The following is a 25,841-nucleotide window of genomic DNA, read 5'->3' as shown; positions in this document are numbered from 1 at the left end:
GCGTCAGCCCAAAAGGATGCCTATGGTCAGCAGGAGCCCGAAGAGCTGCATGTTGCGTGCCGTTTCGCCCAAGCAGACGTTGAGTTCGTCGCCGTGGTCGATGCGGATGATTTTGCGCCACGTGGCCAGCAGCAGCGGCAGATAGAGCAGCGGCAGCAGTCCCGCCCACATTCTTCCGCCGAAAATCCACAGGCTCATGCAGAGCGCTATGGCCACGGCGCCCAGCACCAGATAGCCCCAGCGGCCGACCCGCTCGCCCCAATAGACCACCAGCGTCTTCTTGCCGCAGCGGGCGTCTTCTTCGCGGTCGCGGAAATTATTAATCCACAGCATTGTGTCGATGACAAGCCCGCAGGCCAACGCCGCCGCGGTCACTTGCCAGTTCCAGCCGCCCGTCTGTATATAATAGGTGAAGCAGGCAGGCACCAGTCCGAAGAACGTCACGACCGCCGCGTCGCCCAGCCCGTGATAGGCCAGCGGCCACGGCCCCGCCGTGTAGATGTAGGCGAAAAGCAGGCAGACCGCGCCCACCGGAATCAGCTGCCAGCCGCCGTAGAACAGCAGCCCGCAACCCGCCAGTGCGGTGGCGAGGGTGAACAGCCCGATGCCCGCTTTCATCGCCGGGAGCGTTATGTAGCCTTTGGCGAATGCGCGGTCGGGACCCAGCCGGTCGGGCTGGTCGGCGCCGCGCAGGAAGTCCCAAAGGTCGTTGACCAAGTTGGCCGTACATTGGGCCAGGATGGCGAAACATGCGCAGAGCAGCGTAACGACGAGGTTGAACCCGCCGTCGCTCCATGCCAGGGCCGAGCCCACAGCTACCGGGATAATCGCAGCGCCAAGGCTGTAAGGCCGCACGGCCAGCACCCAGGCTGCAAAGGAATTGGTTTTCATGGTATGATGTCGTTTCTTGTGAGGCGCTCCTCGCCGGAGACTACCATATTCTTATATAAGGTTCTCCCGGCAGCGGCTTGCCTTCGGGCAGCTGGATGCGCAGAACGCCTTCGCTTTCGACCGGGCGGCCGTTCTTCGTGGCGGGCTTCCAGCGCGGAGCTTCGGCCAAGGCTTTCAGCACGCGGCGTCTGAGCCGGCTGTCGGTCGATTCGAGGATGGCTCCGGCCACCGTTTCGCCCTCGGCCGTGACCGTGTAGCGCAGTGCCACCCGGGCGGCGGGTTCGTTTTCGCCCCACTTCACCTGCCGGGCGATGTGGTCGGCGAACGGCTCTCCGCCCTCGAATACTGCGGGCGAATCGTACTTCAGCGTGATGAGGATAACGCCGTTCGAGGCTTTTTCGCCGTAGCGGGCTATGCTCTCCTCGTCGGCCGGCAGCTCCTCGATGCGTTCGATGTCGTCGGTCTCTATCCCCACGATTTTGTCGCACGGCGTGCCGTTGACTATGTAGAGCGGCTTTTGCGCGGCAAGAGGCGTCGCAGCGAGCAGGGCGGCAAAGAGAGCGAGACGGCGAATCATGGCAGGCGTTTTCTGTCAGAACGTTCCGGAGCCGGAAACGATTGTCCTTACAGCTCGCTTTCCTTGAGCCGTTCGGCGTTCTCAGCCACGATCAGATGGTCGATGCAGTCCTGGATGTCGCCGTCCATGAAAGCCGCCAGGTTGTAAATCGTGTAGTTGATGCGGTGGTCCGTGATGCGCCCCTGCGGATAGTTGTAGGTGCGGATTTTGGCCGAGCGGTCGCCCGTCGAGACCATCGTCTTGCGTTTCGAGGCGATTTCGTCCAGATACTTGGAGTATTCGAGGTTGAAGACGCGGGTGCGCAGCTCCTCGAACGCCTTGTCGAAGTTCTTGAGCTGCGACTTCTGGTCCTGGCACTGCACCACGATTCCCGTCGGGATGTGGGTCAGGCGGATGGCCGAATAAGTCGTGTTGACCGACTGCCCGCCCGGTCCCGAGGCGCAGAAGATGTCCTTGCGGATGTCGTTCATCGAGATTTCGACGTCGAACTCCTCGGCTTCGGGCAGCACGGCCACCGACGCGGCCGAGGTGTGGACGCGGCCTTGGGTCTCGGTCTGCGGCACGCGCTGTACGCGGTGCACGCCCGATTCGTATTTGAGCGTCCCGTGGACGTTCTGCCCCGTCACCTTCAGCACCACTTCCTTGTAGCCGCCCGCGGCGCCGTCCGAGAACGACGTGATTTCGTAGCGCCAGCCTTTCGATTCCACGTATTTGGTGTACATGCGCAGCAGGTCGCCCGCAAAGATGGCCGCTTCGTCGCCGCCCGTGCCGCCGCGGATTTCGACGATGGCGTTTTTGGAATCCTGCGGGTCTTTCGGTATGAGCAGCAGCTTGATTTCCTCCTCCATGCGTTCGATGGCGGGTTCGAGCTCGGCGATCTCCTCGCGGGCCATTTCGCGCATCTCCTCGTCCTTGTCGTTGGCCATGACGTCCTTGGCTTCCGACAGGTTGGCGATGGCCGTGCGGAAGCGGTCCGAGGTCTCGATGATGGGCTCCAGCTCCTTGTATTCCTTGTTGAGTTGGACGAATTGCTTGACGTCGGCGATCACTTCGGGGTCGGTGAGTTTCTGGCCGATCTCTTCGTATTTGAGTTTCAGCCCGTCCAGCCGGGTCAGAATGGTGGTGTCTGCCATAGGGATATGTTTGCTTGGAATGCAAAGGTAATGAAAAATCGCGAATCGGAAGTCAAGAATCGGGTCGCAGGCGAGGTTTTGCCGATATTTTTCTTACTTTCGCGGTATGATTCGTCTTTCGCTTGTCATCCCTACGCACAACCGTGCCGAACAGCTGCTGGTGGCCCTGCGCTCCGTCGTGCGGCAGAGCGCCGACCCGGCGTCGTGGGAGTGCGTTGTTGTGAACAACGCTTCGACTGACGATACCGAGGAACGTTTCGCGGCGTTCGCCGCGGAGCATGCGGGGATCAATCTGCGCATGGTCTTCGAGCCCGAGCCCGGCGTTTCCCATGCCCGCAACCGCGGTCTGTCGGAGGCCCGGGCCGATTTGTTGGCCTGGATCGACGACGACGAGCGCATCGGCGAACACTTCATCGCCGCCTACCTGGATTTCTTCGATGCGTATCCCGGGGCTTCGGTAGCCGGGGGACGTATCGTCGCCGAGTATCCCAAGGGGCGGCCGCGCTGGATGTCCAAGTATGCTGAAATGCCCGTTGCCAATCCGATGGATTTCGGTCCTGCGGTGCGTCCGTTTCCGCTCGGCCGGGTGCCGGGGGGCGGCAACATGGCGTTCCGCCGCAGCTTGGCGATGCGTTACGGCGGGTTCGATGTGGCGTTGGGGCGTGTGGGCCGCGAGCTGATCGGCGGCGAGGAGAACGATTTCTTCGAGCGGCTGCTGCGCGGCGGCGAGACGATTTGGTACGTGCCCGGCGCCGTGATGTGGCATATCATTCCGCCCGAAAAGCTGACCGCCGATTATTTCCGCCGCCTATGTTTCAACGTGGGTCGGAGCCAGCGTCTGCGGGCGGTCATCCACCGCCGCACGCATCGGACCCGCCTGCTCGAAATCCTCAAGTGGGGCGCCACGCTGCTGCTTTGTCTTACCATGCGCCCCGTGCAGTCGCGCTGGCTGCTGAGGATGCGCTGGCAGATTTCGAGAGGCTTGTTCGGTGAATAATTAATAATGAATTTTGCGATTCTGGTCTTGCCGAGACGCAGCCCATCCGAGTTGTAGGCAAGTCAAGCCCCTGGGAGCTAATTCGCAATTATGCGGATATGTTGCTGACGGGTTATTAATTAGAACAGATACTTTTCCGTCTTGACCTTGTTGACCAATCGGTAGATGTCTTTCCACGCGTCGTCGCCGAAAGTCGTTCCGACCACTTCGATTACCTTGCCTGCCGTGATGGCGCCTATCGTGCCGCACTGGCGCAGCGACAGCCCGTCGCACAGCCCCGCAAGGAATCCTGCGGCGTAGAAGTCGCCCGCACCTGTCGTGTCCACCCGCTTGGCCGCCGCCATGATGCCCACGTGCACCACCTCGTCGCCTTGTTTGATAAGGGCGCCGCGGATTCCGATTTTCACCACAGCCAGTTCGCACATGCCCGAAATCATTTGCAGGGCGTTCAGCGGCTCGGCTTCGCAGGTGAAGGCTTTGGCTTCGTCTTCGTTTGCAAAAACGATGTCCACGCAGTCGGTCACGAGCTTGCGCAGGAACTCCAGATTCTCGGCTACGATGTTGAAGCTCGCCAGGTCCAGCGCCACTTTCAGCCCGCAGGCTTTGGCCGTTTCGGCCGCCTTGCGGATAAGGGCGTGGTTCTGTACCAAGTAACCCTCCATGTAGAGACAATCGTAGCCCTCGAATACGGCCGGTTCGATTTCTTCGGCGCTCAGCTCCAGCGCCGCACCCAGGTGGGTCACCATCGTCCGCTCGCCGTCGGGCGATATGAGCGACACGCATTTGCCCGAACGCTCCTTGCCGCGGAAAACCGTCGGGGCGACTTTCAGATTCTCCAGCGCCTGGACGAAGAAGTCGCCCGTCGTATCGGGACCCACCTTGCCGATGAATCCCACCTTGCAGCCCAGCTGCGCCATTGCCCGGATGGTGTTGCCCGCCGAGCCGCCCAGCGAGAGCGAGTAGGGCAGTCCTGCCACCGACTTCGAGATTTCGGTTTGCAGGCGGTTGTCCACCAGGCTCATCGAGCCTTTCGGCAGGTCGAACCGTTCCAGCACGGAATCGGTCTTCAGGTTCACCAGCATGTCGGTCAGTGCGTTGCCGATGCCGGTCACGCGTTTTATCTTCAGCATTGGGTTCGGGTTTTCTCTTGGGGAGCGATTTATATCGAGAGTATCTTCACCAGGTCGAGGTTCTGGCGGTCGATGCCTTTGTTGTGTTTCACGGCTTTCGGGAAGGGAACGTAGACGATTTTGCCGTTTTCGGTGCCTATCATCACGTTGCGCTGTCCCTCCTGGAGCGCTTCGATGGCTGCTTCGCCCATGCGCGAAGCCAGGATGCGGTCGAATGCTGTCGGCGAACCGCCGCGCTGGATGTGGCCCAGGATGGTCACCCGGGCGTCGTATTGCGGGAATTCCTTTTTCACGCGCTCGGCCAGCGCCGTGGCCCCGCCTGTCTGGGGGTTCTCCGCTACGATGACTATTGCCGAGTTCTTGCTCTTGCGGAATCCGTGGTTAATGAGTTCGGCCAGCTGGTCGACTTCGGTCTCCATCTCCGGGATGATGGCCGCTTCCGAGCCCGTCGCCAGCGCGCTGTTGAGCGCCAGGTAGCCCGCCGTGTGGCCCATGACCTCCACGAAGAAAAGACGTTCGTGGCTCGACGCCGTGTCGCGCAGTTTGTCCACCGCTTCCATGATGGTGTTCAGCGCCGTGTCATAGCCGATGGTCGAGTCCGTACCTCCCAGGTCGTTGTCTATCGTGCCCGGCAGTCCCACGACCGGCACGTTGTATTCTTTCGCGAAGATTCCGGCGCCCGTCAGCGATCCGTCGCCGCCTATGACCACCAGCGCGTCGATGCCCGCCGCCATCATGTTGTCGTAGGCTTGCCTGCGCCCTTCGGGCGTCGCGAACTCCTTGCAGCGGGCCGTCTTCAGTATCGTGCCGCCCAGCTGGATGATGTTGCTCACGCTCTGCGACTTGAATTCGACGATTTCGTTGTACACCAGTCCTTTGTAGCCGCGCATGATGCCCTTGACCGTCAGCCCGTTGTAGATTGCGCTGCGGGTCACGGCGCGGATGGCCGCGTTCATGCCGGGGGCGTCGCCGCCCGAGGTCAGCACGCCGATACATTTGATTTCTGCCATAATTTTCCGTTAACTAACAAAACCGCTCCCGGGAATGCGCGCATCCGGCCGAAGCGGAATTCGTCCGCAGGGCGCCGGGGCCGCGCATCCAAGTTGTAGCCAAAGGTACGAATTATTTCAATTTTTTCAAAAAACACGGAGCGAACTCCATGCCCGCCCCGTGTCCCGGAAAACTTTTTATTTTGAAAACCTTGGTACTTTCTTACAGCTGCTGCGTCTCTTCTTCGTTTACTCGGATGTAGGCGCCGTCCGATTCGTCGGCCTGCATCCTTATGCGTTTGCCGTCGGCTTCGATGTCGAGCTGCGACGTCTGCTTGTCGTAGGTTATTTCGATGCCTTTCGACGGGACGCTGATATGCACCGAGCGCAGGTCGTCCTCCACGATTTTCTCGTCGTCGAATTCCCGCAGTATTTGCCGCAGCGTCGTTGTGTCGCTCTCGATGACTACTTCCTTGTTGAGTATTTGTCCCAGCGGCTGGTAGTTCCGCACCCGGTCCACCGCCTTTTCCTTGTAGGCCAGCCCTATCAGCATCGCAAGGCCTGCAATCCACGTCAGGAAAATCGCCAGCAGGGTCTTGCTGCCCGGCTTGCGCGATGCGATCAGGCACATCAGCACGTAAATCAGCAAGATAACGGGTATCAATACAAGAAGTATGCCGAGAATCGGAATGCCCAGGTTCATGTCGTTCAGGAAGTGGGGCGACAGCGGCATGTCGTGGCCGCCCACGAGGATGGCGAACAGCGCGATGATAAGGGCGCAGGCGCCGAGAATCAGCCCGAAGACCAGCAGTCCCGCAAACAGCTTGCAGAGCATCAGCACGATTTTCCCGATTGCCGACACCGCTTCGGCCACCACCGGTTTGGTCCGGCTGTCGGGGTCCTGGGCCGCCGTCTGCTCGGTTGTCCGGCGAATCGCCTGCTCCGTGATGCGTTCGCCGTTCATTTCGAGTTTCTGACGCGCCGTGCGGGCGGTCGGCACCGCGAACCACATAATCAGGTAGCAGATGATGAAGATGCCGAACAGGTTGCCCATCATCGGGCCTACCCACCACCCGAAAAAGGGTATCCATTGCAGGCAGAGCAGCAGCAGCGGCAGGAACAGCGCCAGCCGCACCCACACCGGGTCGACGTCGAAATACTTGCCTATCCCCGCGCATACGCCGCCCAGCTTGGCGTTCTCCCGGTCGCGGTAGAGCCGGCGCGGGATGCGGGGGCCTCCGCGGCGCGCGGCCGCAGGGTCGGTCTCCGATATGTCTTCGGCCGAACCCATCTGGCGGATGATGTTCTCCACCAGCGGGCGCTCCACCACACGCGTGTTGTCCTGGGCCGAGAGGATCAGTTCCGCAATGCGGGCTTCGATGTCGGCCACGATTTCGTCGCCGTCGGCCGAATCTTCGTAGCTTTTCTTCAGGGTCTCTATGTATTCCGCCAGCAGGGCGAAGGCGTCGGCGTCCATCGTGAAGGCCACGCCGGAGAGACTGCATTTTCTGACTTCGTTCATAAGGTTGTGGGGGTTAGTTTTCGCGGATGCTGCCGCCGCTCGACGTCTTGATTCGCGCCCGGCAGTCGCCTGCGTAGCGGACCGATGCACCGCTCGATGCGCTGGCGTTGAGGGTTTCGGTGCAGCGGATACGGGCCGACGAGCCGCTCGACGCGTCGACGTCGTAGTTTTTCACCGCAAATTTATCTGCCGACAGCCGGGCGGCCGAGTTCGTTTCGGCCTTGCAGTCGGCGGCGGTTCCGTCGAGCGTCAGCGACGAGGCGCTCGACAACTCTATTTTGCAGCGTTCGGTCGTCACGTGGCCCGTTATCTTCGCGGCGCTCGACACGTCGAATGCGCATTCCGTGGCAGTTATCGTTGCCGCAATTTTGGCGGCGCTCGATGCCTCGGCTTCGCATTTGTCGGCATGGACCGTTGCTTCGATTTTTGCCGCGCTCGACGCGTCGAGCTCTACGTTCTTGGCTGTGAGCGGTGCTTCGCAGACTACGCATGCCGCGCTGTTGGCGTCGATTTTGCCGATGCGTGCGTTGTGGGGCACGGTCACCGTGACGTGGTGGTTCGCAAGTTCCTTGACCGATTTGTCGATGCTGATTTTCAGCGTGCTTTCCTCTACCTGGACGGTCACTTTGTCCAGCAGATTATCGTCGGCCTTGACCTCGACTTCGTTGCTGTCAGTGTTCTTTATTATTGTATGAATGCCCCGCGATACCTGTACCGCGTCGAACGCAGGCACCGTCACCGTGCGGGTAACGAGGTTTCCGCTGCCCTTGATTCTTTCGGCGGCGATGAGCGATTTGGCGGTCAGACCCAGTATGCAGCCTGTGACGGCGGCCAGGAAACCGAGCCCGGCAATAAGCAGAAAGAGTTTTTTCATAGTCGTAAGTGTTTGTCGTTAGAGGGTTATTCGTCTTTTTTGCCGTGGCGGATGGTGCCGATTTGCTTCACCAGCTCGTCCCACGCTTCGTCCAGGGCCGCGAGGTATTCGCGGCCTTTTTCGGTCAGGGTGTAGTACTTGCGGGGAGGGCCCTGCGGCGACTCTTCCCAGCGGTAGGTCAGCAGTCCGGCGTTCTTCTGCCGGGTCAGAATCGGGTAGAGCGTTCCCTCGACCACGATCATCTCCGCCGCTTTCAATTCGGCAATGATTTTCGGGGCGTAGGAATCTTCCCGCGAGAGGATGGCCAGGATGCAGTATTCCAGGATGCCTTTGCGCATCTGTGCCTTTACGTTGTCTTCAGACATGAGGGTTTCAGGGGTTAAGTTGTGCGGGTGCTTTCGGAATGATGATCCACAGGATGATGTAGACCCAGAGCGAGAGCCCGCCGAAGAGTATCAGAATCGCCGTTGCGAGGCGGATAAGTCCGCGGTTCAGCCCGAAATAGTCGGCCAGTCCGCCGCATACGCCTGCCAGCACGCCGTTGCGGGTGCGGTAAAGTCGTTGGTTCGTTTCCATTGTATTTCAGTGTTTTTTGTTGGTCGCGATGCGGGGGCTTTCTTCCGGGACGATTATCCACAGGAGGATATAAACCCAGAGCGACAGCCCGCCGAACAGAAACAGCAGCAGCGTGATAATGCGGACCAGCGTAGGGTCCGTCCCGAAGAACCGGGCCAGTCCGCCGCAGACACCCGCTATCGAGCGGTCCGCCACCGTGCGGCGCAGCGGCCGCAGGATTTCATGGGGCGCCGGATTTCGGGTGCGTGCGTCTGCGGGGCCGTCGCCGAAGTCCGCAGGCCGTCCCATCCGTTTTATCGCTTCGTTCACGGTTTCCAGCGAGACTACCTGCATCGGGGAAGCGATGCGTTCGCCGAAGATTTCTGCAAAGTGGCGTTCGATGTCGTCCAGCGTCTCCGTGTCGTGTTCCGGCAGGCGGTCGCGCACGGCGTCTAAGTATTCCTTGAGTGTGTCGTAGGCGTCGCGGTCAAGCGTGAAGGCTATCGAGCCGATGTTCGCCTGAATCGTTTCTTTCATGTCTGCGGGTGCGTTTCTGGTTTTTCCGCCGGGGCGGGTGGTTTTCACGATGCAAATATAATGCACTTTTTGGTATTATGCAATACAAAGTACTTTTATTTTCTACAATCTTCGCTTTTTTTATGGGAACTCCTCCCGGCGATGGCTGTTTCAGCGAAGAAGCTGTTTTTGTTTTTTGTGTGCGCCAAGGGTTCTGCGGCTGCATCTGTCTGCAAATAACAAGCGGAATCCCGAAAAGCCGGGATTCCGCTTGCTTGCAGGAAATATTGAGCGAATCTTAGTCCTCGAACTTGGCCGAGAGGAATTCGCGGTTGAGCCGGGCGATGTGGGCTATCGAAATCGACTTCGGGCATTCGGCCTGGCAAGCACCCGTGTTGGTGCAGTTGCCGAATCCCAGCTCGTCCATCTTGGCGACCATCGCCTTGGCGCGGCGTGCGCCTTCCACGCGGCCTTGCGGCAACTTGGCCAGCGACGATACGCGGGCCGCCACGAAGAGCATCGCCGAACCGTTCTTGCACGTCGCCGCGCAGGCTCCGCAGCCGATGCAGGCCGCGGCGTCCATGGATTCGTCGGCGTCGGCCTTGGGAATCGGAATGGCGTTGGCGTCGGGCACCGAGTTGGTCCGCACCGAGATGAAGCCTCCGGCCTGGAGAATCTCGTCGTAGGCCGAGCGGTTCACCACCAGGTCCTTGATGACGGGGAACGCTGCCGAGCGCCACGGCTCGATGGTGATCGTTGCGCCGTCCTTGAACTTGCGCATGTAAATCTGGCACGTCGTCGCCGCCTGGCTCGGGCCGTGGGCCTGCCCGTCGATGTGCAGCGAGCACATGCCGCAGATGCCTTCGCGGCAGTCGTGGTCGAAGGCCACAGGTTCCTTGCCTTCGTGGATAAGGTTGTTGTTCAGAATGTCGAGCATTTCGAGGAACGACGTGTCGGCCGAGATGTTCTCTACCTTGTAGGTCTCGAATGCGCCTTTCGACTTGGCGTCTTTCTGACGCCATATTTTCAACGTGAAATTCATGATTCCGAATTGTCTTTAATTGTACGTCAGAAAGTTTAGTCCTTGTAGTTGCGCTGGGCCGGGTGTACGAACTCGAAGTTCAGCGGTTCCTTGGTCAGCTCCGGTGCTTGGTCCATGCCTTTGTATTCCCATACGGCCGCATAGACGAAGTTTTCGTCGTCGCGCTTGGCTTCGCCCTCCTCGGTCTGGTGTTCCGAGCGGAAGTGTCCGCCGCACGATTCCTCGCGGTTCAGTGCGTCGCGGGCCATCAGTTCGCCCAGTTCGAGGAAGTCGGCCAGGCGCAGCGCCTTTTCCAGCTCTACGTTGAATTCGTTTTCGGCGCCCACCACTTTCACGTCGGCCCAGAATTCCTTGCGCAGGGCCTGGATTTCCACAATCGCTTTTTCGAGCGATTCCTTCGTGCGGGCCATGCCCACGTTTTCCCACATGATGTGGCCCAGTTTCTTGTGGATGTCGTCGACCGACTGCTTGCCCTTGATGGCCAGCAGTTTGCCGATTTTCTCGCGCACGGCTTTCTCCGCTTCCGCGAACGCCGGGGTGTCGGTCGCCACTTTCGGGGCCTGAATCTTGTGCGACAGGTAGTCTCCGATGGTGTAGGGCAGTACGAAGTAACCGTCGGCCAGACCCTGCATCAGCGCCGAGGCGCCGAGGCGGTTGGCTCCGTGGTCCGAGAAGTTGGCTTCGCCGATGGCGTACAGACCCGGAACGGTGGTCATGAGGTTGTAGTCGACCCAGATGCCGCCCATCGTATAGTGTACGGCCGGGAATATCTGCATCGGTTCCTCGTAGGGGCTCACGTCGGTGATTTCCTCATACATGTCGAACAGATTGCCGTAGCGCTGCTTGATGATTTCCTTGCCGAGACGTTCGATTGCCGTCTTGAAGTCGAGGAATACGGCCAGGCCCGTTTCGTTCACACCGTAGCCGGCGTCGCAGCGCTCCTTGGCCGCACGCGACGCTACGTCGCGCGGTACCAGGTTGCCGAACGCAGGGTAGCGGCGCTCCAGGTAGTAGTCGCGGTCTTCTTCGGCAATGTCCGACGGTTTCTTGGCGCCCGAGCGGATTGCCTGGACGTCTTCTATCTTCTTGGGTACCCAGATGCGGCCGTCGTTGCGCAGCGATTCCGACATCAGGGTCAGTTTCGACTGCTGGTCGCCGTGTACCGGGATGCACGTCGGGTGAATCTGCGTGAAGCAGGGGTTCGCAAAGCCTGCGCCTTTGCGGTAGCACTGGAATGCCGCCGAGCCGTTCGAGGCCATCGCGTTGGTCGACAGGAAGAATACGTTGCCGTAACCGCCCGTCGCGATTACCACCGCATGGGCTCCGTGGCGTTCGATTTCGCCCGTCACCAGGTTGCGGGCGATGATGCCCTTGGCTTCGCCGTCTTCGATGACGATGTCGAGCATCTCGTGACGCGGATAGCTCTTCACCGAGCCGGCGGCGATTTCCTTGTTGAGGGCCGCATAGGCGCCCAGCAGGAGCTGCTGGCCCGTCTGGCCGCGGGCATAGAACGTGCGCGATACCTGTGCGCCGCCGAACGAACGGTTGGCCAGCAGACCGCCGTATTCGCGGGCGAACGGTACGCCCTGCGCCACGCACTGGTCGATGATGAGGTTCGACACCTCGGCCAGTCGGTAGACGTTGGCTTCGCGGGCACGGTAGTCGCCGCCCTTGATCGTGTCGTAGAACAGACGGTATACCGAGTCGTTGTCGTTCTGGTAGTTCTTCGCTGCGTTGATACCGCCCTGCGCCGCAATGGAGTGGGCACGGCGGGGCGAATCCTGGATGCAGAATATCTTCACGTTGTAGCCCAGTTCGCCCAGCGAGGCAGCGGCCGAAGCGCCGCCCAGTCCGGTTCCGACAATGATGATGTCGAGTTTTCGTTTGTTGGCCGGGCTCACTACCTTGATGGCCGCCTTGTGGTTGTTCCACTTCTGCGCAAGTTCGCCGGCAGGAATTTTAGCATCTAATTTGAGTGCCATATCTTCGTGCGATTTATTGTTTCGTGATAGGGTGGATTCAGCAGGCGCCTGCACAGCAGGGGCATACGCTCTTCAGATAGTATACGACCACCACGGCCGCGAAGCCCAGGAAGATGATCGTTGCCGCGATGTTGGCCGCGCACTTCAGACGCGGGTACCACGTGTCGTTGGCCCAGCCCACGGTCTGGAACATCGACCATACGCCGTGCGTGAGATGGAACCACAGCGCGAAGAACCACGCCAGGTAGAGCGCTACGTAGTACCATTGCGAGAACGTGTAGGCTATCAGCGCCGCTCCGTCGGTGGGGGCGTAGCCCAGCGAGTTCACGTGGCCGCCCATGAGTTCCACCAGCTGCATCTTCGCCCAGAAGTTGTAGAGGTGGAGGGCCAGGCCGCCCAGTACGATGAAGCCCAGTACGAGCATGTTCTTCGAGGCCCACGATACGCCCGGTTCCTTGGCCGTCACTTCGTAGCGCTGCGAGCCGCGCGCGCGATAGTTGTTCAGCGTCAGCACGATCGCATAGATGAAGTGCAGCGCTACGATGGCTGCCAGGCCCGCCGTCGCTACCAGCGCATACCAATTCGCGCCCAGCAGCGAGCAGATTACGTTGTAGGCTTCCGGCGAGAAGAGCGCCGTCAGGTTCATGGACATGTGGAACAGGATGAAGAGCACCAGCACGCAGCCCGAGACGCTCATCACCAGTTTCTTGCCCACCGAGGAGTTGCAAAGAAAACAGTTCATAGGAATAATTTTGTTATATTTGTAATGTTCGTGTTGCCGTGGGTTTCCGCAGCGATGGTTCGTGGCGGACAAACTGCCACAAATATACGTATTGTTTGCGGAATAACAATGGCGGCACGGGGGAAATTGTCTTAAGTCGGAGGGTTTTATGAATAAGAAGGAGCTGCGTGCCGAAATGAAGCGGCTCAACCGGGCTTTGACCGGGGAGGAGCGCCGGGTGGCATCGGAAAGGATTTTTGCGGGCATAGCTGCTTTGCCCGAGTTCGCTGCGGCCCGGTGCGTGGGGCTGTTCTGCGCCCTTGGCGACGAGCCCGACACTTTGGCGGCGCTCGCCGCTTGGTGCAGGCAGAAGCGCATCGTCGTGCCCCGGGTCGAGGGCGAGACCATGCAGTTCTACGATTATGTGCCCGAATCTTTGTGCTGCGGGGCTTTCGGTATCGCCGAGCCCGGACCCGGGGCTTCGGTTTGCCCGCCCGGCGACATAGACCTCATCATCGTTCCCGGCGTAGCCTTCACCCCGTCTGGTGTCCGGTTGGGACGCGGCAAGGGGTTCTACGACCGTTATCTCACCCAGCCCGGTGTGCGGGCCCTTAGGTTCGGCGTGTGTTATCCGCATCAGTTGGTTGGCAAACTGTCCGCCGAGCCGCACGACGTGGCGATGGACCGGGTGTTTTGCGGCGAGTAGTTCGTGCCCCGCGGTTCGGCACGATGCGTGTATTTTTTTTGGATTGTTCGGAGGATTTGTCTTATGCAGAAACGTAAGGTTGCTTTGGTGCTCAGCGGCGGCGGCGCGCGCGGCATCGCCCATATCGGGGCCATCGAGGCGCTGGAGGAGGCCGGGTTCGAGATTTCGTCCGTCGCCGGTACTTCCATGGGAGCGCTCGTAGGGGGAATGTTCGCCGCCGGGCGTCTGGCGGAGTTCCGCGACTGGATTTGTTCGCTCGACCGTTACAAGGTCCTCGGCATGGTCGACTTGGCGTTCAGCTCCGAGGGGCTGGTCAAGGGCAACCGCGTTATGAAGGCTTTGAAGTCGCTCGTTCCCGATGTGCGCATCGAACGTCTCGCCGTTCCTTTCGCCGCCGTCTCCGCCGACCTCGTCACCGGGCGCGAAGTCGTCTTCGACCACGGCGATTTGTTCGGCGCCGTCCGGGCTTCCATTTCCATTCCCTCGGTCTTCCAGCCCGTGCGTTACAATGGCATGGTCCTTATCGACGGCGGTACGGTCAATCCCTTGCCGCTCAACCGCGTGCAGCGGCAGCCCGGCGATTGGCTCGTCGCTGTCGATGTCTGCGGTTCGTGTTCCGGGCTGTGCTCGTCGCTCAATTATTACAACTTGATTTCCGTCTCTTCCGAAATCATGATTCAGCGCATCACGCAGCTCATGTGCCGGATTTATCCGCCCGATTTGCTGGTCGAGCTGCCTTGCGATTTGTTCGGCATCTTCGAGTTCTACCGCGCCGCTGAAATCGTCGAGGCCGGCCGGCATCTGATGGAGCAGGCGCTGCAGCGCCACGGGGTTCCCGTCAGCGGTTGATTTACTTCTCCTTAATTTATATAGGAACCCCGTACTGCCTTGCCGGCAATACGGGGTTTCGGATCAAAAATTGCGGCGGTCCGTTGAAGAATTCAAGTTCAGTGACGCAACTTCACACAGAGTTCGGACCGCCGCAATGGGTACTTAATTATTTTTACTAACCTTCAAACTTTGCGAGGTTATTCGTCGGATTTCTCCAACACCACAAAGATACGCAAAGATTCCGAATTTGCAATAGCTTTGCCCGAATCTGGTATGGGTGCGTCTGAAATCGTTAATTCCGATGCCTTTTCCGGAGTTCGCGTTCGCATTTTTCCGCATCGCTGCGAACCTTATCCGGTATCGGGGGTGCACAAAATGCCCGGATTCGGGCGGTCGGGGCCGTTTGAATCCGGGCGTAAACGGGTTGAAATCCTCGTAGTTCGGCTGTTTCGGCCGGCAGGAGGTCTATTTTTGCGTGCGCTGGCCTTTGGGTCCGAGCGGGAAACCCAGCCCGAACGTGACATTCATCGTGCGCTGGCGGACGGGGATGTATTGCGGCGTGAATTTCGCCGTCGCCAGGTCGGTCGCTATGAAGAAGTTGATCCAGCTCGGGCAGAGGTTCAGCGCAAGGCCGAAACTTCCTCCGCAGCGGGTCGTGCGCGTGTAGCTTGCCGCCAGCGTGAACCATCGTACCGGGCTGAAGTTCACCGAACCCGTCACGCTGTGCAGCGTTGTAAAGTGGTGGAAGCGGGCTTGGTAGAGCAGGCCGAATCCTACCCGGTGGTCCCACAAGTAATATTCCGCCCCTGCGTTGAGCGTCGCTTGCAGCATGCGGGTTTTCATTTGGCTGTCGTCCGGGCGGAAGCGCAGCAGGTCGTCGAACGAGAAGTCGGGCGAAGCGACCGTCATGTCGTTTTCCACCGTGATTCCTGTGTATTCTACATGTTCTTCCGAGTGGCCCCGGATGTTGTTTTCTTTGTCCCAGTCGATGAATCCCAGGTCCGTCACCGAGAGCGACACCTGCAAGTCGGGCAGTACATTGTATGTCGCGCCCAGGTCGACTGCGAATCCGTAGCCTGTGGGCTTGAAGCCTTTCATGCGGATGTCGCTCAGCTCGAAATAGGGGCGGCCTTCTTCGTCATAGCGGTAGTTGATTTCCGCTTCCGGTATGTTCGCGTCCAGCGTGGCATAGGTGTCTACCGCCCAACGGTCGTCGTGGAGCGTTACGTCCATTCGGTCGAACGTCAGTTTCGCGCGGCCCAATCCCACCAGCACCTTGGCTTTGGCGCCTATGTAGAGCTTGTCGTCGAGTAGCGGGAACGAGTAGGAGAATCCCGCGTCCGCATAGGTTTCGACGCTTATCCCCAGGTCGCGGATCGAGCCGTCGGTGCCGCGTTTGACGAATTCGACCAGTTTGCCCGGTATGTTGAGCGTCGCGCTGGCGTGCAGGTTGAGGTCGAACGACCAGAAATGTTTGCGGTTGCGGGTATAGCTGCCGAATCCCAGCAGGTTCACCCGCGTGCCGGCCGTCAGCGTGTTCTTGTCGCGAATGTTGCGCAGGGCTTCCGACGTCGGTACCGACGCGTCGAACAGCGTTACAAGCCGTCCGTCGCGCGGGTAAAGCAGGTTGTCGAGGGTAAGGCTGCTGTTCACGCCCACTTGTACGCCACCCGCGCCCGGTACGTTGAAGTAGCCGCGGTGCGGGGCGAACGCCGGGTTGTATTGCATGCGGAGGGTGCTCCCCTCCATGAAGTAGGTCGTGGGGTTCTGTGCCGCCGCTGTTGCGGCCGCCAGGAGCGCTATTATATATATAGGAATCCTTTTCATGGTTTGTGCCGCGGGTTAGAGGTTCAGAGCTCCGGTTTTGTGGAGGCTCAGCCGGATGGAGATCGGGCGCGCGTCGAGTGCCCGTCCCGGGTAGTAGCGCTGCAACTCGACCGGTACATGGATGGCCAGGTCGTTGGCTTCTGCCAGCGCCCGCAGGTCTTCGGTGTAAATCCGCGTCGGGGTCAGTTCGGTCGTTGTGCCCGGGGCTATGGCGAACGGGGCGATTTCCAGCCCCGTCGGCGTGAATACGGGCGACAGCCGCATGCTCAGCGGTAGCGTACTCTCTACCTTGCCTTTGATGGAGAGCGTGTTGCGCGGGTCGGGCGTCCCTTCCGGGTCGAGGTTCGCGGTCAGCATGTCCAATGCTTCGCCCAGGTCGATGGCTCCCAGCTGGTAGTCCAGGTCGGATACTTGCAGCAAAATCAAGAATTTGCGGGCTGTCGCTTCGGTTTGCTCCCGAAGCGCTTCGCTGGCTGTGAACCGGTCGACGAACAATGTTGTAAACTGGGCTTTGTCGACGGGTATTCCCTCCAGCCCCAGCGGTTTGAGGAAGTCATCCTTGTAGCACCGCCATACCAGGTCGGCCACTTTGTCCACCTTGGCCGCATCGTGCCCCATTTCATCGACCAGAGCTCCGGTCACTTCCGCCAGATAGGCGTCGTCCGCATAGAGGCGCTGGAAGTCTACGTAGTCCACCCCTCCGGGCAGCTCCGACGGCAGCCAGATGTCGGCTTCGTCCAGCATTTCTTGCAGCGAACCTTGGCTGTCGTGGATGTCGTCGAGCAGGACCGTCACGGTCACCAGCGGTGCCGCGAATTCCGATTCGTCGTCGCCGACGGCGATTTGTCCTCCCTCCAGGCGCCCGAGGTCGTAGGCTTTGTCGACGCACGACAGGGTCAGCAGTCCCGCGGCCAATAGGAGTATCGTTTTTTTCATGGGTGTGAATATGAGCATTTTGTGCGCAAATATACGGCGTTCGGCCCAATAAAGCAAAAATCGCCCGGGCTTTGTCGCTGCGCGTATTCGGGGCCGGGGCTTTGCGAAAAAATTCCTACATTTGCACACGTATGGCCGAATCCGACAATTCCTTTCTTCGCGAGCAGGTGGCTTTGCTGCCCTTGTCGCCGGGCGTCTACCAGTTCGTGGACCGCTCCGGCACGGTCATCTACGTCGGCAAGGCCAAAAGCCTGCGCAAGCGCGTTTCTTCGTATTTCGTTCAGAGCAAGGAGCATAGCGCCAAGGTGCGTGTGCTGGTCAGGCAGATTGCCGAAATCCGCCATATAGTCGTTGGCAGCGAGACCGACGCTTTGCTGCTCGAAAACTCGCTTATCAAGACCCTCCAGCCGCGTTACAACATCCTCCTCAAGGACGACAAGACCTACCCGTGGATCGTCGTGCGGCGCGAACATTTTCCCCGTGTGCAGTCTACGCGGCAGCTCTTGCGCGACGGGTCGCAGTATTTCGGTCCTTACGGGTCGGGCATGATGCAGCACAGCGTGCTGGAGTTCATCCGCGAGGTCGTGCCGTTGCGTACCTGCAAGCTCAACCTCGCTCCCGAACTTATCGCGCGAGGCAAGTATTCGGTCTGTCTTCAGTATCATATCGGCAATTGCAAGGGGCCTTGCGTCGGGCTGCAGTCCGAGGAAGACTACGACACGCAGGTCGGGCTGGTCGTCTCCATTCTCAAAGGCGACTTGCGGCCCGTGCGGAGCTACCTGGAGGAGGAGATGGCCCGGGCTTCCGCGGCGCTGAGGTTCGAGCAGGCGCAGCGCTACAAACAGCGGCTCGACGCTCTGGACCATTACGCCGGTCGGTCGGTCATCGTCAGCGCCCGCATCGTCGACGTCGACGTCTTTTCGCTCTTGCCCGACGACGATGTGGCTTATTGCAATTTTGTCCGTATCCGCCACGGGTCGGTCGTCGGCGTCTCTACCGTGCGTCTTTCCACGGGCGTCGGGGCTGACGAGCGCGACATGCTCACCTTGGCTATCCAGCATGTCGTCGAGCATATCGCGGGCGGGGAGTTGGCGCGCGAAGTAATCGTTCCGTTCCTGCCCTCCACTACCTTGCTGTTCGACGGCGTCACCTTCACCGTTCCCAAGCGCGGCGAGAAGCTCGATTTGTTGGTGTTTTCGCAGAAAAGCGCCCGCATCTACCGCGCCGAGCAGCTCAAGAACCTCGAAATCAAGAATCCCGAGCGCCACGCCGACCGTTTGATGAACGCCATGCAGAAAGAACTGCACCTCGACCGGCAGCCGCGCCATATCGAGTGTTTCGACAATTCCAATTTGCAGGGTTCCCACCCCGTCGCGTCGTGCGTCGTCTTCCGCAACGGCAAGCCCTCCCGCAAGGAGTACCGCCATTTCAACGTCAAGACCGTCGAGGGGGCCGACGATTACGCTTCCATGCGCGAGGTTGTTTTTCGGCGTTATAGCCGGCTCGTGGCCGAGGGGGCCGAGCTGCCCGATTTGATTATCGCCGACGGCGGCAAGGGGCAGATGACGGTTATCCACGAAGTGCTGGAGTATTTGCAGCTCGATATTCCCATCGCCGGGTTGGCCAAGGACAGCCGCCACCGCACCGCCGAATTGTATTGCGGTTATCCGCCTTTGTTGGTCGGGCTGCGGCCTACTTCGCCCGTTTTCCACCTGTTGTCGCATATCCAGGAGGAGGTGCACCGTTTTGCTGTTTCGTTCCATCGGCAGAAGCGGAGCAAGGCGTTTATCCATAGCGAGCTGGAGCAGATTCCCGGTGTCGGCGAAAAGACCGTCCGCCTGCTCTTGCAGCATTTCCGGACCGTCGCTAAGGTTAAGGCTGCCAATTTCGGCGAGCTCGCCGCCCTCGTTGGTGACGCCAAGGCCCGTAAAATCCAGGAGTTTTTCCACCCTGCGGATTAGTCCTTTCCTCTTTCTGTCATTCTGAGCGCAGCGAAGAATCTTTTTTCGAGCAGGCACAGCCATGGTCCTGGCTTCGGTCTCCGCGTTCTTTTGCTTTTTTCGGCTTCGATTGAAATAATTGTGTGTTAGGAATTGCGAATTGTGAATTAATTCCTATCTTTGTGCGCCCGATTCTTCGTTGGAGACGGTTTGCCCGGATGGCGGAATCGGTAGACGCGTTGGTCTCAAACACCAATGACAGCAATGTCGTGCCGGTTCGACCCCGGCTCCGGGTACCTTTTCAATCTGCTGGTTTACAGCAGATTGTTTTTTTTGTGCCGCAGGGTCTTCCTCCGGATGTCTTGTTTGCGAAACCCCGCAGCGCTTTGCCGCCGACGGTTCAGCCGGGCAGAGCTTGTTCGTTGCTGGCCCCGCTGATTTTTCGGCTTCTATTTTTCCGTTTTTGGTCGCGTTTTTATAACTTTGCGCCACCAAGTCCGAGAAATCGTAAATCTGAATATATTATGGGAAGAGCTTTCGAGTACCGTAAGGCGCGCAAAATGAAGCGTTGGGGGCACATGGCCCGTACGTTCACCAAGTTGGGCAAGGAGATCGAAATCGCCGTCAAGGCGGGCGGTTCCGACCCCTCCGGCAATACGCGTCTGCGTATTCTCATGCAGAATGCCAAGGCTGAGAACATGCCCAAGGAGAATGTCGAGCGTGCCATCAAGCGTGCCACCGAGAAGGATGCCGCCGATTACAAGGAGGTCGTTTACGAAGGTTACGGTCCCCACGGTGTTGCGTTCCTTGTCGAAACCGCTACCGACAACACCAACCGGACCGTCGCCAATGTGCGGATGCACTTCAACAAGTGCGGCGGAACGTTGGGCAACAGCGGTTCCGTTGCGTTCATGTTCGACCACAAGTGCATCTTCAAGTTCAGCGTTCCTGCCGGGACCGACCCCGAAGAATTGGAGCTCGAAATGATCGACCTCGGCGTCGACGAGTTCTACCCCGAGGAGGACGGAATCACGGTCTACGCTCCCTACGAGTCGTTCGGCGCCATTCAGAAGTGGCTCGACGACAAGGGTTTCGAGATTGTTTCGGGTGAATCGGCTTACCTGCCTACCGATACCAAGGAGCTGGATGCCGAGGGACGCGAAGCTGTCGAGAAGCTCGTCGAGCGGCTTGAGGAGGACGACGACGTTACCAACGTCTACCACGCCATGAAGGAGGCCGACGAGGAGTAGCCGCCGCACCATATATGAAAAGCCCGGTCGTTCGTAGAATGGACCGGGTTTTCTTTTTACTCGAAGCGGACGAATTGTCGGCCCGACGTCAGACAGAACGGGCAGTAGGGTTCGCAGTAGACCGATATGAAGAGATTTCCGCAGCGCGGGCAGACCAGATATTCCCAGTTGGCCGCCGTTTCTTCCGGTATCCGGCACAGGTGCATGAACGCCGCGTTCCGCATGTCTACCGACGAGGACCATGTCAGCAGGCGCGCCGCGAAGCGGTTGTCGCAGGCTATGGCCCGGTCGATTTCGCCGCATTTGCATTCTTCCGTCGTGCGCAGTTCATAGGCGATGCTCCGTTCGAGATTGCCGTCCGTGTCGCCGCGGAATACCACGATTTTCTCCGGCGGCAGGTATTCGCCGCCCAATTGTTGGATTGCATCCGCGCAGTTGTGTTCCTGGAGCCGTTCCGAAAGGGCCATCGCCCGGAACAGCCGTGCGATTTGCTGGCGGCTTTCCTGTTCGGCTATCGTTGCGAAGTGGTCGTACTGCATCGACTTCACGTGTTTGCGGCGGCAGCAGGCGTCCAGGTCGGCTATGATTTCGTGCCAGGTTTCGGTGGGTTTTTCCTGCTGCGGATGGGTGGCCTTGTAGTATATCCAGCCCAGGATGGCCGTCGATACGACGAACAGAATCAGGATGAATAGCGGACGCAGTTTCATGGTTCGGTTTGCTTGTCTAAGGGATTGTTTCCGGGTGCATTTTTTGTGCCACTTTATTTATAAGGTGAAAAGTGAAAGGCTAAAGGTGATTGGCCATTCCGAGAAGTTCCTCTCTGTCATTCTGAGAAGCCGCAGATGAACCGATGCTTGGCAACATGCTATGCCGCAAGGAGGAGGTCGCAAGGAGTGCCCGCGTCCTGCCTACAAAAAAGCGGACCTCGGTGAGAGGTCCGCTTTCGATTCGCAATGCGATGTTTTATAGTCTTGCCTTGATGGCTTTCGATGCTTCTTCGTAGCCCGGTTTTTCCAGCAGTGCAAACATGTTTTTCTTGTACGCTTCCACGCCCGGCTGGTCGAACGGGTTCACTCCCAGCAGATAGCCGCTGATGCCGCAGGCTTTCTCGAAGAAGTAGAGCAGGCCGCCTATCGTCTGCGCGTCGATGCGCGGGATTTCGATGCGGATGTTGGGCACTCCTCCGTCCACATGGGCCAGCTGTACGCCGATTTCCGCCATCCGGTTTACTTCCGAGATTCGTTTGCCCGCCAGGTAGTTCAGACCGTCCAGGTTTTCTGCGTCCGTTTCCACTTTCACTTCGTGCGCAGGCGTTTTCACCGAAATAATCGTCTCGAACAGCGTTCGCTCGCCCTCCTGGATGTATTGGCCCATCGAGTGCAGGTCGGCCGTCAGCGTCACGCTCGCCGGGAAGATGCCTTTGCCTTCCTTGCCCTCGCTCTCGCCGTAGAGTTGTTTCCACCATTCGTTGACGTATTGCAGCTGCGGTTCGTAGGAGCCCAGGATTTCCGTTTTCTTGCCGTTCCGGTAGAGAGCGTTGCGTACCGTCGCATAGATCGCCGCAGGGTTTTCGGCATACGGTATCTTTTCGTCCGTTGCCTTCTCCATTTCCTGCGCTCCGCGCACCAGCGCACGGATGTCTATGCCCGCCGCAGCCAGCGGCAGCAGACCTACCGGGGTCAGTACCGAGAAGCGGCCGCCCACGTCGTCCGGAATCACGAAAGTCGGGTAGCCTTCGTTCGTTGCCAGCGTCTTCAGTGCGCCGCGCGCTGCGTCGGTCACCGCTACGATTCGTTCCGCCGCTTCTTTCTTGCCGTAGCGTTTTTCGATTTCCGCCTTTATCAGCCGGAATGCAATGGCCGGTTCGGTCGTCGTGCCCGATTTCGAGATGACGATTGCCGCTACCGAGTGCTCTTTCGAGGCTTCCAGCAGGGCGTGGATGTAGTCTTCCGAGATGTTCTGGCCTGCAAATACCACCGTCGGGTCTTTCTGCTCCCTGCGCAGTTGCTTGAACGGGTCGTTCATCGCTTCCAGCACCGCCTTGGCTCCCAAGTACGAGCCGCCGATGCCGATGCAGATTATCAGGTCGGCTTTCGCGCGCAGGTTGGCCGCCGTTTTTTCGATGGCCGCCAAGTCGGCGTCCGTTATCGACGACGGCAGGTGTACCCAGCCCAGAAAGTCGCTGCCCGCTCCCTTGCCCGAGTGCAGCAGGGTATTGGCCGCTTCGGCCGCCTTCTTCATCTCGTCGGTCGGCGTTATGCCGCTTTTGCGGATGTCCAGTTCGAGTGTTTTCATGTCGTATCAGATTAGTTTTGTCGTCAGTTCTTTCATGCTCCGGCGCGCCGGGGCTTTTTCGTAGAGGATTTTGTAGACCGTCTCCGCTATCGGCATTTCGATGCGGTGGCGGGTGTTGATGTGGCGGATGCAGTCGGCCGCGAAGTAGCCTTCCGCCACCATCGTCATTTCGTTCAGCGCGCTTTTCACCGTGCAGCCGTGGCCGATGAGCAGTCCCAGACGGCGGTTGCGGCTGTGTACCGAGTAGCACGTCACCAGCAGGTCGCCTACATAGGCCGATACCAGCGTGTCGCGGGCGTCCGGGTAGCTTTCGTCTAAGAAACGTTTCATTTCGCCCGCGCTGTTGGCTATCAGCACCGCCAGGAAGTTGTCGCCGTAGCCCAGCCCCACGGCTATGCCTACCGCCAGCGCATAGATGTTTTTCAGTATCGCCGCGTATTCGATGCCGTAGAGGTCCGTGGCGTAGCTCAGCTGGATGTGCGGGGCTGCGAATTTCTTGCCTATCTCCCGTGCGTTTTCCAGGTCGGTGCATACCGCCGTCAGGTAGGTGAGTTTTCCGCGCGACACTTCTTCCGCATGCGACGGGCCCGTCAGCAGGCCCAGCTGCTTGTACGGCACTCCGTAGTGGTCGTGGATATATTCTACCACCGTCGTGTAGTCGCCCGGTATGATTCCCTTGATGGCCGACACGATGAATTTGTCCGTCAGCGGTTCGGTCAGCGGCGCCAGGAAGTCTTTCAGATAGGCCGACGGGGCCGCCAGCACCACGATGTCCGCTTCGCGGACCGCTTCGTTCAGGTCGTCCGTGGGGGCTATGCGTTCCCGGTCGAATTCCGCGTCGCTCAGATAGCGCGGGTTGCGGCCTTCGGTGCGCAGGGCTTCCAGCACTTCGGGGTTGCGCACATGCCAGCCTACGCGCGTTTCGTTGGCCGCCAGCAGACCCACGATCGCCGTCGCCCAGCTTCCGTAGCCGATTACGGCGCAGCGGGCTTCTTTTCCTATTTTGTATTCCATGCAGTCGTTGTTTGGCCACACAAAGTAAATAAAAAAATCTCAAAAAATATACAAATTATTTCACAGCTTTTTCCTACCTTTGTCCGGGTAGCTTCCCGCCGTTCTCCCTTGGGGTTTTCGCCGGGTCCGCGCCGTTGTTAAATTCTTCGCATTCAGTATGGGATTATTTTCTTTGACACAGGAGTTGGCCATCGACCTCGGTACGGCCAATACGCTCATCCTCTATAACGGCAAGGTCGTTGTCGACGAACCGTCCATCGTCGCGCTCGACGTCCATACCGGCAAGCTGGTCGCCATCGGCAGCCAGGCGCGCAACATGCACGAGAAGACCAACCCCAATATCAAGACCATCCGCCCCTTGAAAGACGGCGTCATCGCCGACTTCAACGCTACCGAGCTCATGCTGCGCGGAATGCTCAAGAAGGTCAAGACTTCGGGCAGTCTCTTCGCGCCGTCGCTGCGTATGGTCATCTGCATCCCGTCCGGGTCTACCAACGTCGAGATTCGCGCCGTCCGCGATTCCGCCGAGCACGCCGGGGGACGCGAGGTCTATATGATTTACGAGCCCATGGCCGCCGCCCTGGGTGCCGGGCTCGACGTCGAGGCTCCCGAGGGCAACATGGTCATCGACATCGGCGGCGGTACTTCCGAAATCGCCTGCATCTCCCTCGGCGGCATCGTTTGCTCCGAGTCGGTTAATGTCGCCGGCGACGTCTTTACCAACGACATTCAGAGTTACGTCCGCCAGCAGCATAACATCCGCATCGGCGAGCGTACGGCCGAGGCCATCAAGTGTTCCGTCGGTGCCGCCGTCTCCGACCTCGACAACGAGCCCGAAGATTTCGTCGTCACGGGTCCCAACATGCTCACCGCCCTGCCGCAGACCGTCTCCCTTTCTTACAGCGAAATCGCTTACGCTTTGGAGAAGTCGCTCACCAAAATCGACGCCGCGCTGATGAAGGTTCTCGAGTCCATGCCGCCCGAGTTGTACGCCGACATCGTCAAGAACGGTATCTACCTTGCTGGCGGCGGTGCCCTCATCAAGGGGCTCGACAGACGCCTTACCGAGAAGACCGGCATCCCGTTCCACCTCGCCGAGGACCCGCTGCGGGCCATCGCGCGCGGTACCGGCATTGCCTTGAAGAATATCAACCGTTTTTCGTTCCTCATGAAGTAGCCGCCGGTCCCAAGCCGGTCATACATAGCGTTTTTTGGATTGCGGGCCGACGGTCCGCAATCTTGAATTAGTAAAAGTCGTGCACAAGCTCATCGAGTTCATCCGTAGTATCTACCTCGTGGTGTTGTTCGTCGTGTTGGAGGCCCTCGCCATCGGGTATTACGCACGGTCCACCTACTTCACGCAGGCCCGCCTGCTCGCGCGTTCCAACGCCGCCGCCGGGTCGGTCCACGAGTTTTCCGCCGGGGTGCGGCGCTACTTCCGGCTCGAAGCCGAGAATCGCATCCTCCTCGACCGTGTCGCCCTCCTTGAGGAACGGCTTGCCCAATACGACGAGGCCGCCAATATCGACAGGCTCAAGCGTTACATGCTCGATTTGGGCGGGTCCAAGTTCCGCGTCATGACCGCTACCGTCGTCTCCAATACCATCAACCGGGCGCAGAATTTCGTCACCATCAACCGGGGTTTGCGCGACGGCGTCACTCCCGATATGGCGTTGCTCGCTCCCGGCGGCTCCATGTTGGGATATATCGTCGATTGTACCGACCGCTATTCCGTCGCCATCCCCTTGCTTAACACCTCGTTCCGAGCCAGCGGCAAGTTGGAGGGCACCGATTATTTCGGGTCCGTGTATTGGGACGGCGTCGACCCCCATTCCGTCTTGCTCGGCGAGCTGTCCAAGTATGCCGAGCCCAAAATCGGGCAGCGGGTCATCACGACCGGGTTTTCGCAGTTCTTTCCCGAGAACGTCCTCATCGGGTGGGTCGAGAGCGCTTCCATGAACGAGAACAGGACCGCCTATACCGTCCGTCTGAAGCTCGCCACCGATTTCGCAAGGCTCACCGACATCATCCTCATCGAGAACCGCGACGCCTGCGAGGTCCTCGACTTGCAGGCCCGGCAGGAGGACGACGAGCGTTTCCGCCATCAGTAGCC

Annotated in this window: 25 protein-coding genes and 1 tRNA gene; 8 read left to right on the top strand and 18 right to left on the bottom strand. The window is 59.4% G+C overall.

Going from position 1 to position 25,841, the window contains the following annotated elements; translation table 11 throughout:
* Window positions 1-3 precede the first annotated feature (3 nt).
* The 3 genes from menA to prfA are packed head-to-tail and all read right to left on the bottom strand — an operon-like array spanning window position 4 to window position 2,601.
* Window positions 4-891: a 1,4-dihydroxy-2-naphthoate octaprenyltransferase gene (gene menA / locus NFR47_RS03100; protein ID WP_251214113.1), complete on the bottom strand. Its 888-nt coding sequence runs from the start codon at window positions 889-891 to the stop codon at window positions 4-6.
* A gap of 40 nt (window positions 892-931) precedes the next feature.
* On the bottom strand, window positions 932-1,468 hold the full coding sequence (locus tag NFR47_RS03095; RefSeq protein WP_251214112.1) for an energy transducer TonB: 537 nt from the start codon (window positions 1,466-1,468) through the stop codon (window positions 932-934).
* A 47-nt stretch (window positions 1,469-1,515) separates the two neighbouring features.
* The gene (gene prfA, locus NFR47_RS03090; protein ID WP_251214111.1) at window positions 1,516-2,601 is read right to left on the bottom strand and encodes a peptide chain release factor 1; all 1,086 of its coding nucleotides are present in this window, start codon (window positions 2,599-2,601) and stop codon (window positions 1,516-1,518) included.
* Window positions 2,602-2,707: 106 nt separating this feature from the next.
* Between prfA and NFR47_RS03085 the strand changes: the two genes are divergently transcribed.
* Complete coding sequence (locus NFR47_RS03085) at window positions 2,708-3,598, top strand: glycosyltransferase family 2 protein (protein ID WP_251214110.1); 891 nt, start codon at window positions 2,708-2,710, stop codon at window positions 3,596-3,598.
* A 119-nt stretch (window positions 3,599-3,717) separates the two neighbouring features.
* Here the strand turns inward: NFR47_RS03085 and NFR47_RS03080 are convergent, their stop codons facing one another.
* The 10 genes from NFR47_RS03080 to NFR47_RS03035 all read right to left on the bottom strand — a co-directional run bounded on the left by NFR47_RS03080 (window position 3,718) and on the right by NFR47_RS03035 (window position 12,950).
* Window positions 3,718-4,719, bottom strand: a complete 1,002-nt coding sequence (locus tag NFR47_RS03080) for an adenosine kinase (protein WP_251214144.1) — start codon at window positions 4,717-4,719, stop codon at window positions 3,718-3,720.
* A 38-nt stretch (window positions 4,720-4,757) separates the two neighbouring features.
* Complete coding sequence (pfkA, locus tag NFR47_RS03075; protein WP_251214109.1) at window positions 4,758-5,738, bottom strand: 6-phosphofructokinase; 981 nt, start codon at window positions 5,736-5,738, stop codon at window positions 4,758-4,760.
* Window positions 5,739-5,940: 202 nt separating this feature from the next.
* Window positions 5,941-7,239: a PspC domain-containing protein gene (locus tag NFR47_RS03070; protein WP_251214108.1), complete on the bottom strand. Its 1,299-nt coding sequence runs from the start codon at window positions 7,237-7,239 to the stop codon at window positions 5,941-5,943.
* 13 nt (window positions 7,240-7,252) lie between these two features.
* Window positions 7,253-8,113, bottom strand: coding sequence for a head GIN domain-containing protein (locus NFR47_RS03065; protein ID WP_251214107.1), 861 nt, complete (start codon window positions 8,111-8,113; stop codon window positions 7,253-7,255).
* 26 nt (window positions 8,114-8,139) lie between these two features.
* Window positions 8,140-8,478, bottom strand: a complete 339-nt coding sequence (locus NFR47_RS03060; RefSeq protein ID WP_251214106.1) for a PadR family transcriptional regulator — start codon at window positions 8,476-8,478, stop codon at window positions 8,140-8,142.
* Window positions 8,479-8,485: 7 nt separating this feature from the next.
* Window positions 8,486-8,689 carry a PspC domain-containing protein gene (locus NFR47_RS03055; protein WP_251214105.1) on the bottom strand — a complete coding sequence of 68 codons (204 nt, stop codon included), beginning with the start codon at window positions 8,687-8,689 and terminating at the stop codon, window positions 8,486-8,488.
* Window positions 8,690-8,695: 6 nt separating this feature from the next.
* Window positions 8,696-9,205 carry a PspC domain-containing protein gene (locus NFR47_RS03050; RefSeq protein ID WP_251214104.1) on the bottom strand — a complete coding sequence of 170 codons (510 nt, stop codon included), beginning with the start codon at window positions 9,203-9,205 and terminating at the stop codon, window positions 8,696-8,698.
* Between the two features lie 277 nt (window positions 9,206-9,482).
* Window positions 9,483-10,226 carry a succinate dehydrogenase/fumarate reductase iron-sulfur subunit gene (locus NFR47_RS03045; protein WP_251214103.1) on the bottom strand — a complete coding sequence of 248 codons (744 nt, stop codon included), beginning with the start codon at window positions 10,224-10,226 and terminating at the stop codon, window positions 9,483-9,485.
* A gap of 35 nt (window positions 10,227-10,261) precedes the next feature.
* Window positions 10,262-12,208: a fumarate reductase/succinate dehydrogenase flavoprotein subunit gene (locus NFR47_RS03040; protein ID WP_251214102.1), complete on the bottom strand. Its 1,947-nt coding sequence runs from the start codon at window positions 12,206-12,208 to the stop codon at window positions 10,262-10,264.
* A gap of 37 nt (window positions 12,209-12,245) precedes the next feature.
* Entirely contained in the window at window positions 12,246-12,950 is a 705-nt protein-coding gene (locus tag NFR47_RS03035; protein ID WP_251214101.1) for a succinate dehydrogenase cytochrome b subunit, read from the bottom strand.
* A gap of 148 nt (window positions 12,951-13,098) precedes the next feature.
* On the opposite strand from NFR47_RS03035, the gene NFR47_RS03030 reads away from it, so the two are divergent.
* On the top strand, window positions 13,099-13,635 hold the full coding sequence (locus NFR47_RS03030) for a 5-formyltetrahydrofolate cyclo-ligase (RefSeq protein WP_251214100.1): 537 nt from the start codon (window positions 13,099-13,101) through the stop codon (window positions 13,633-13,635).
* A gap of 63 nt (window positions 13,636-13,698) precedes the next feature.
* Window positions 13,699-14,484, top strand: a complete 786-nt coding sequence (locus NFR47_RS03025; RefSeq protein WP_251214099.1) for a patatin-like phospholipase family protein — start codon at window positions 13,699-13,701, stop codon at window positions 14,482-14,484.
* Between the two features lie 447 nt (window positions 14,485-14,931).
* On the opposite strand, the gene NFR47_RS03020 is transcribed toward NFR47_RS03025, so the two are convergent.
* Together NFR47_RS03020 and NFR47_RS03015 are read right to left on the bottom strand one after the other, a co-directional pair.
* Window positions 14,932-16,293, bottom strand: a complete 1,362-nt coding sequence (locus NFR47_RS03020; RefSeq protein WP_251214098.1) for a DUF5723 family protein — start codon at window positions 16,291-16,293, stop codon at window positions 14,932-14,934.
* A gap of 15 nt (window positions 16,294-16,308) precedes the next feature.
* Window positions 16,309-17,229, bottom strand: a complete 921-nt coding sequence (locus NFR47_RS03015; RefSeq protein ID WP_251214097.1) for a hypothetical protein — start codon at window positions 17,227-17,229, stop codon at window positions 16,309-16,311.
* A gap of 131 nt (window positions 17,230-17,360) precedes the next feature.
* Here NFR47_RS03015 and uvrC point away from each other — a divergent pair, with 131 nt between their 5' ends.
* The 3 genes from uvrC (at window position 17,361) to NFR47_RS03000 (ending at window position 20,419) form a co-directional block, all read left to right on the top strand.
* Window positions 17,361-19,190, top strand: a complete 1,830-nt coding sequence (gene uvrC, locus NFR47_RS03010; protein WP_251214096.1) for an excinuclease ABC subunit UvrC — start codon at window positions 17,361-17,363, stop codon at window positions 19,188-19,190.
* 191 nt (window positions 19,191-19,381) lie between these two features.
* Window positions 19,382-19,465 (top strand) — tRNA-Leu (locus NFR47_RS03005).
* 228 nt (window positions 19,466-19,693) lie between these two features.
* The gene (locus NFR47_RS03000; protein WP_251214095.1) at window positions 19,694-20,419 is read left to right on the top strand and encodes a YebC/PmpR family DNA-binding transcriptional regulator; all 726 of its coding nucleotides are present in this window, start codon (window positions 19,694-19,696) and stop codon (window positions 20,417-20,419) included.
* A gap of 56 nt (window positions 20,420-20,475) precedes the next feature.
* Here the strand turns inward: NFR47_RS03000 and NFR47_RS02995 are convergent, their stop codons facing one another.
* From NFR47_RS02995 to NFR47_RS02985, 3 genes are all read right to left on the bottom strand, one after another.
* Window positions 20,476-21,126 (bottom strand): rubrerythrin family protein, encoded by a 651-nt coding sequence (locus NFR47_RS02995; protein WP_251214094.1) that lies wholly within the window; start codon window positions 21,124-21,126, stop codon window positions 20,476-20,478.
* Between the two features lie 256 nt (window positions 21,127-21,382).
* Window positions 21,383-22,714, bottom strand: a complete 1,332-nt coding sequence (locus tag NFR47_RS02990; RefSeq protein ID WP_251214093.1) for a glucose-6-phosphate isomerase — start codon at window positions 22,712-22,714, stop codon at window positions 21,383-21,385.
* 6 nt (window positions 22,715-22,720) lie between these two features.
* Window positions 22,721-23,728 carry an NAD(P)H-dependent glycerol-3-phosphate dehydrogenase gene (locus NFR47_RS02985; RefSeq protein WP_251214092.1) on the bottom strand — a complete coding sequence of 336 codons (1,008 nt, stop codon included), beginning with the start codon at window positions 23,726-23,728 and terminating at the stop codon, window positions 22,721-22,723.
* 157 nt (window positions 23,729-23,885) lie between these two features.
* Between NFR47_RS02985 and NFR47_RS02980 the strand changes: the two genes are divergently transcribed.
* Window positions 23,886-24,905, top strand: a complete 1,020-nt coding sequence (locus NFR47_RS02980) for a rod shape-determining protein (protein ID WP_251214091.1) — start codon at window positions 23,886-23,888, stop codon at window positions 24,903-24,905.
* Between the two features lie 79 nt (window positions 24,906-24,984).
* Window positions 24,985-25,839: a rod shape-determining protein MreC gene (gene mreC / locus NFR47_RS02975; RefSeq protein WP_251214090.1), complete on the top strand. Its 855-nt coding sequence runs from the start codon at window positions 24,985-24,987 to the stop codon at window positions 25,837-25,839.
* Window positions 25,840-25,841: the final 2 nt, after the last annotated feature.

This window comes from Alistipes muris (assembly GCF_943193205.1).
GTDB classification, from domain to species: domain Bacteria; phylum Bacteroidota; class Bacteroidia; order Bacteroidales; family Rikenellaceae; genus Alistipes; species Alistipes muris.
This window is presented reverse-complemented; position numbering and strand designations above follow the sequence as displayed.

Coding starts and splice junctions, on each gene's coding strand:
- NFR47_RS03085 (WP_251214110.1), top strand. CDS start 2,708: ATGATTCGTCTTTCGCTTGTCATCCCTACGCACAACCGTGCCGAACAG.
- NFR47_RS03050 (WP_251214104.1), bottom strand. CDS start 9,205: ATGAAAGAAACGATTCAGGCGAACATCGGCTCGATAGCCTTCACGCTT.
- NFR47_RS03060 (WP_251214106.1), bottom strand. CDS start 8,478: ATGTCTGAAGACAACGTAAAGGCACAGATGCGCAAAGGCATCCTGGAA.
- prfA (WP_251214111.1), bottom strand. CDS start 2,601: ATGGCAGACACCACCATTCTGACCCGGCTGGACGGGCTGAAACTCAAA.
- NFR47_RS03000 (WP_251214095.1), top strand. CDS start 19,694: ATGGGAAGAGCTTTCGAGTACCGTAAGGCGCGCAAAATGAAGCGTTGG.
- NFR47_RS03025 (WP_251214099.1), top strand. CDS start 13,699: ATGCAGAAACGTAAGGTTGCTTTGGTGCTCAGCGGCGGCGGCGCGCGC.
- NFR47_RS03070 (WP_251214108.1), bottom strand. CDS start 7,239: ATGAACGAAGTCAGAAAATGCAGTCTCTCCGGCGTGGCCTTCACGATG.
- NFR47_RS03015 (WP_251214097.1), bottom strand. CDS start 17,229: ATGAAAAAAACGATACTCCTATTGGCCGCGGGACTGCTGACCCTGTCG.
- NFR47_RS03065 (WP_251214107.1), bottom strand. CDS start 8,113: ATGAAAAAACTCTTTCTGCTTATTGCCGGGCTCGGTTTCCTGGCCGCC.
- NFR47_RS02995 (WP_251214094.1), bottom strand. CDS start 21,126: ATGAAACTGCGTCCGCTATTCATCCTGATTCTGTTCGTCGTATCGACG.
- NFR47_RS03055 (WP_251214105.1), bottom strand. CDS start 8,689: ATGGAAACGAACCAACGACTTTACCGCACCCGCAACGGCGTGCTGGCA.
- NFR47_RS03035 (WP_251214101.1), bottom strand. CDS start 12,950: ATGAACTGTTTTCTTTGCAACTCCTCGGTGGGCAAGAAACTGGTGATG.
- NFR47_RS03040 (WP_251214102.1), bottom strand. CDS start 12,208: ATGGCACTCAAATTAGATGCTAAAATTCCTGCCGGCGAACTTGCGCAG.
- NFR47_RS03095 (WP_251214112.1), bottom strand. CDS start 1,468: ATGATTCGCCGTCTCGCTCTCTTTGCCGCCCTGCTCGCTGCGACGCCT.
- NFR47_RS02985 (WP_251214092.1), bottom strand. CDS start 23,728: ATGGAATACAAAATAGGAAAAGAAGCCCGCTGCGCCGTAATCGGCTAC.
- NFR47_RS02980 (WP_251214091.1), top strand. CDS start 23,886: ATGGGATTATTTTCTTTGACACAGGAGTTGGCCATCGACCTCGGTACG.
- pfkA (WP_251214109.1), bottom strand. CDS start 5,738: ATGGCAGAAATCAAATGTATCGGCGTGCTGACCTCGGGCGGCGACGCC.
- uvrC (WP_251214096.1), top strand. CDS start 17,361: ATGGCCGAATCCGACAATTCCTTTCTTCGCGAGCAGGTGGCTTTGCTG.
- NFR47_RS03030 (WP_251214100.1), top strand. CDS start 13,099: ATGAATAAGAAGGAGCTGCGTGCCGAAATGAAGCGGCTCAACCGGGCT.
- NFR47_RS03045 (WP_251214103.1), bottom strand. CDS start 10,226: ATGAATTTCACGTTGAAAATATGGCGTCAGAAAGACGCCAAGTCGAAA.
- menA (WP_251214113.1), bottom strand. CDS start 891: ATGAAAACCAATTCCTTTGCAGCCTGGGTGCTGGCCGTGCGGCCTTAC.
- NFR47_RS03020 (WP_251214098.1), bottom strand. CDS start 16,293: ATGAAAAGGATTCCTATATATATAATAGCGCTCCTGGCGGCCGCAACA.
- NFR47_RS02990 (WP_251214093.1), bottom strand. CDS start 22,714: ATGAAAACACTCGAACTGGACATCCGCAAAAGCGGCATAACGCCGACC.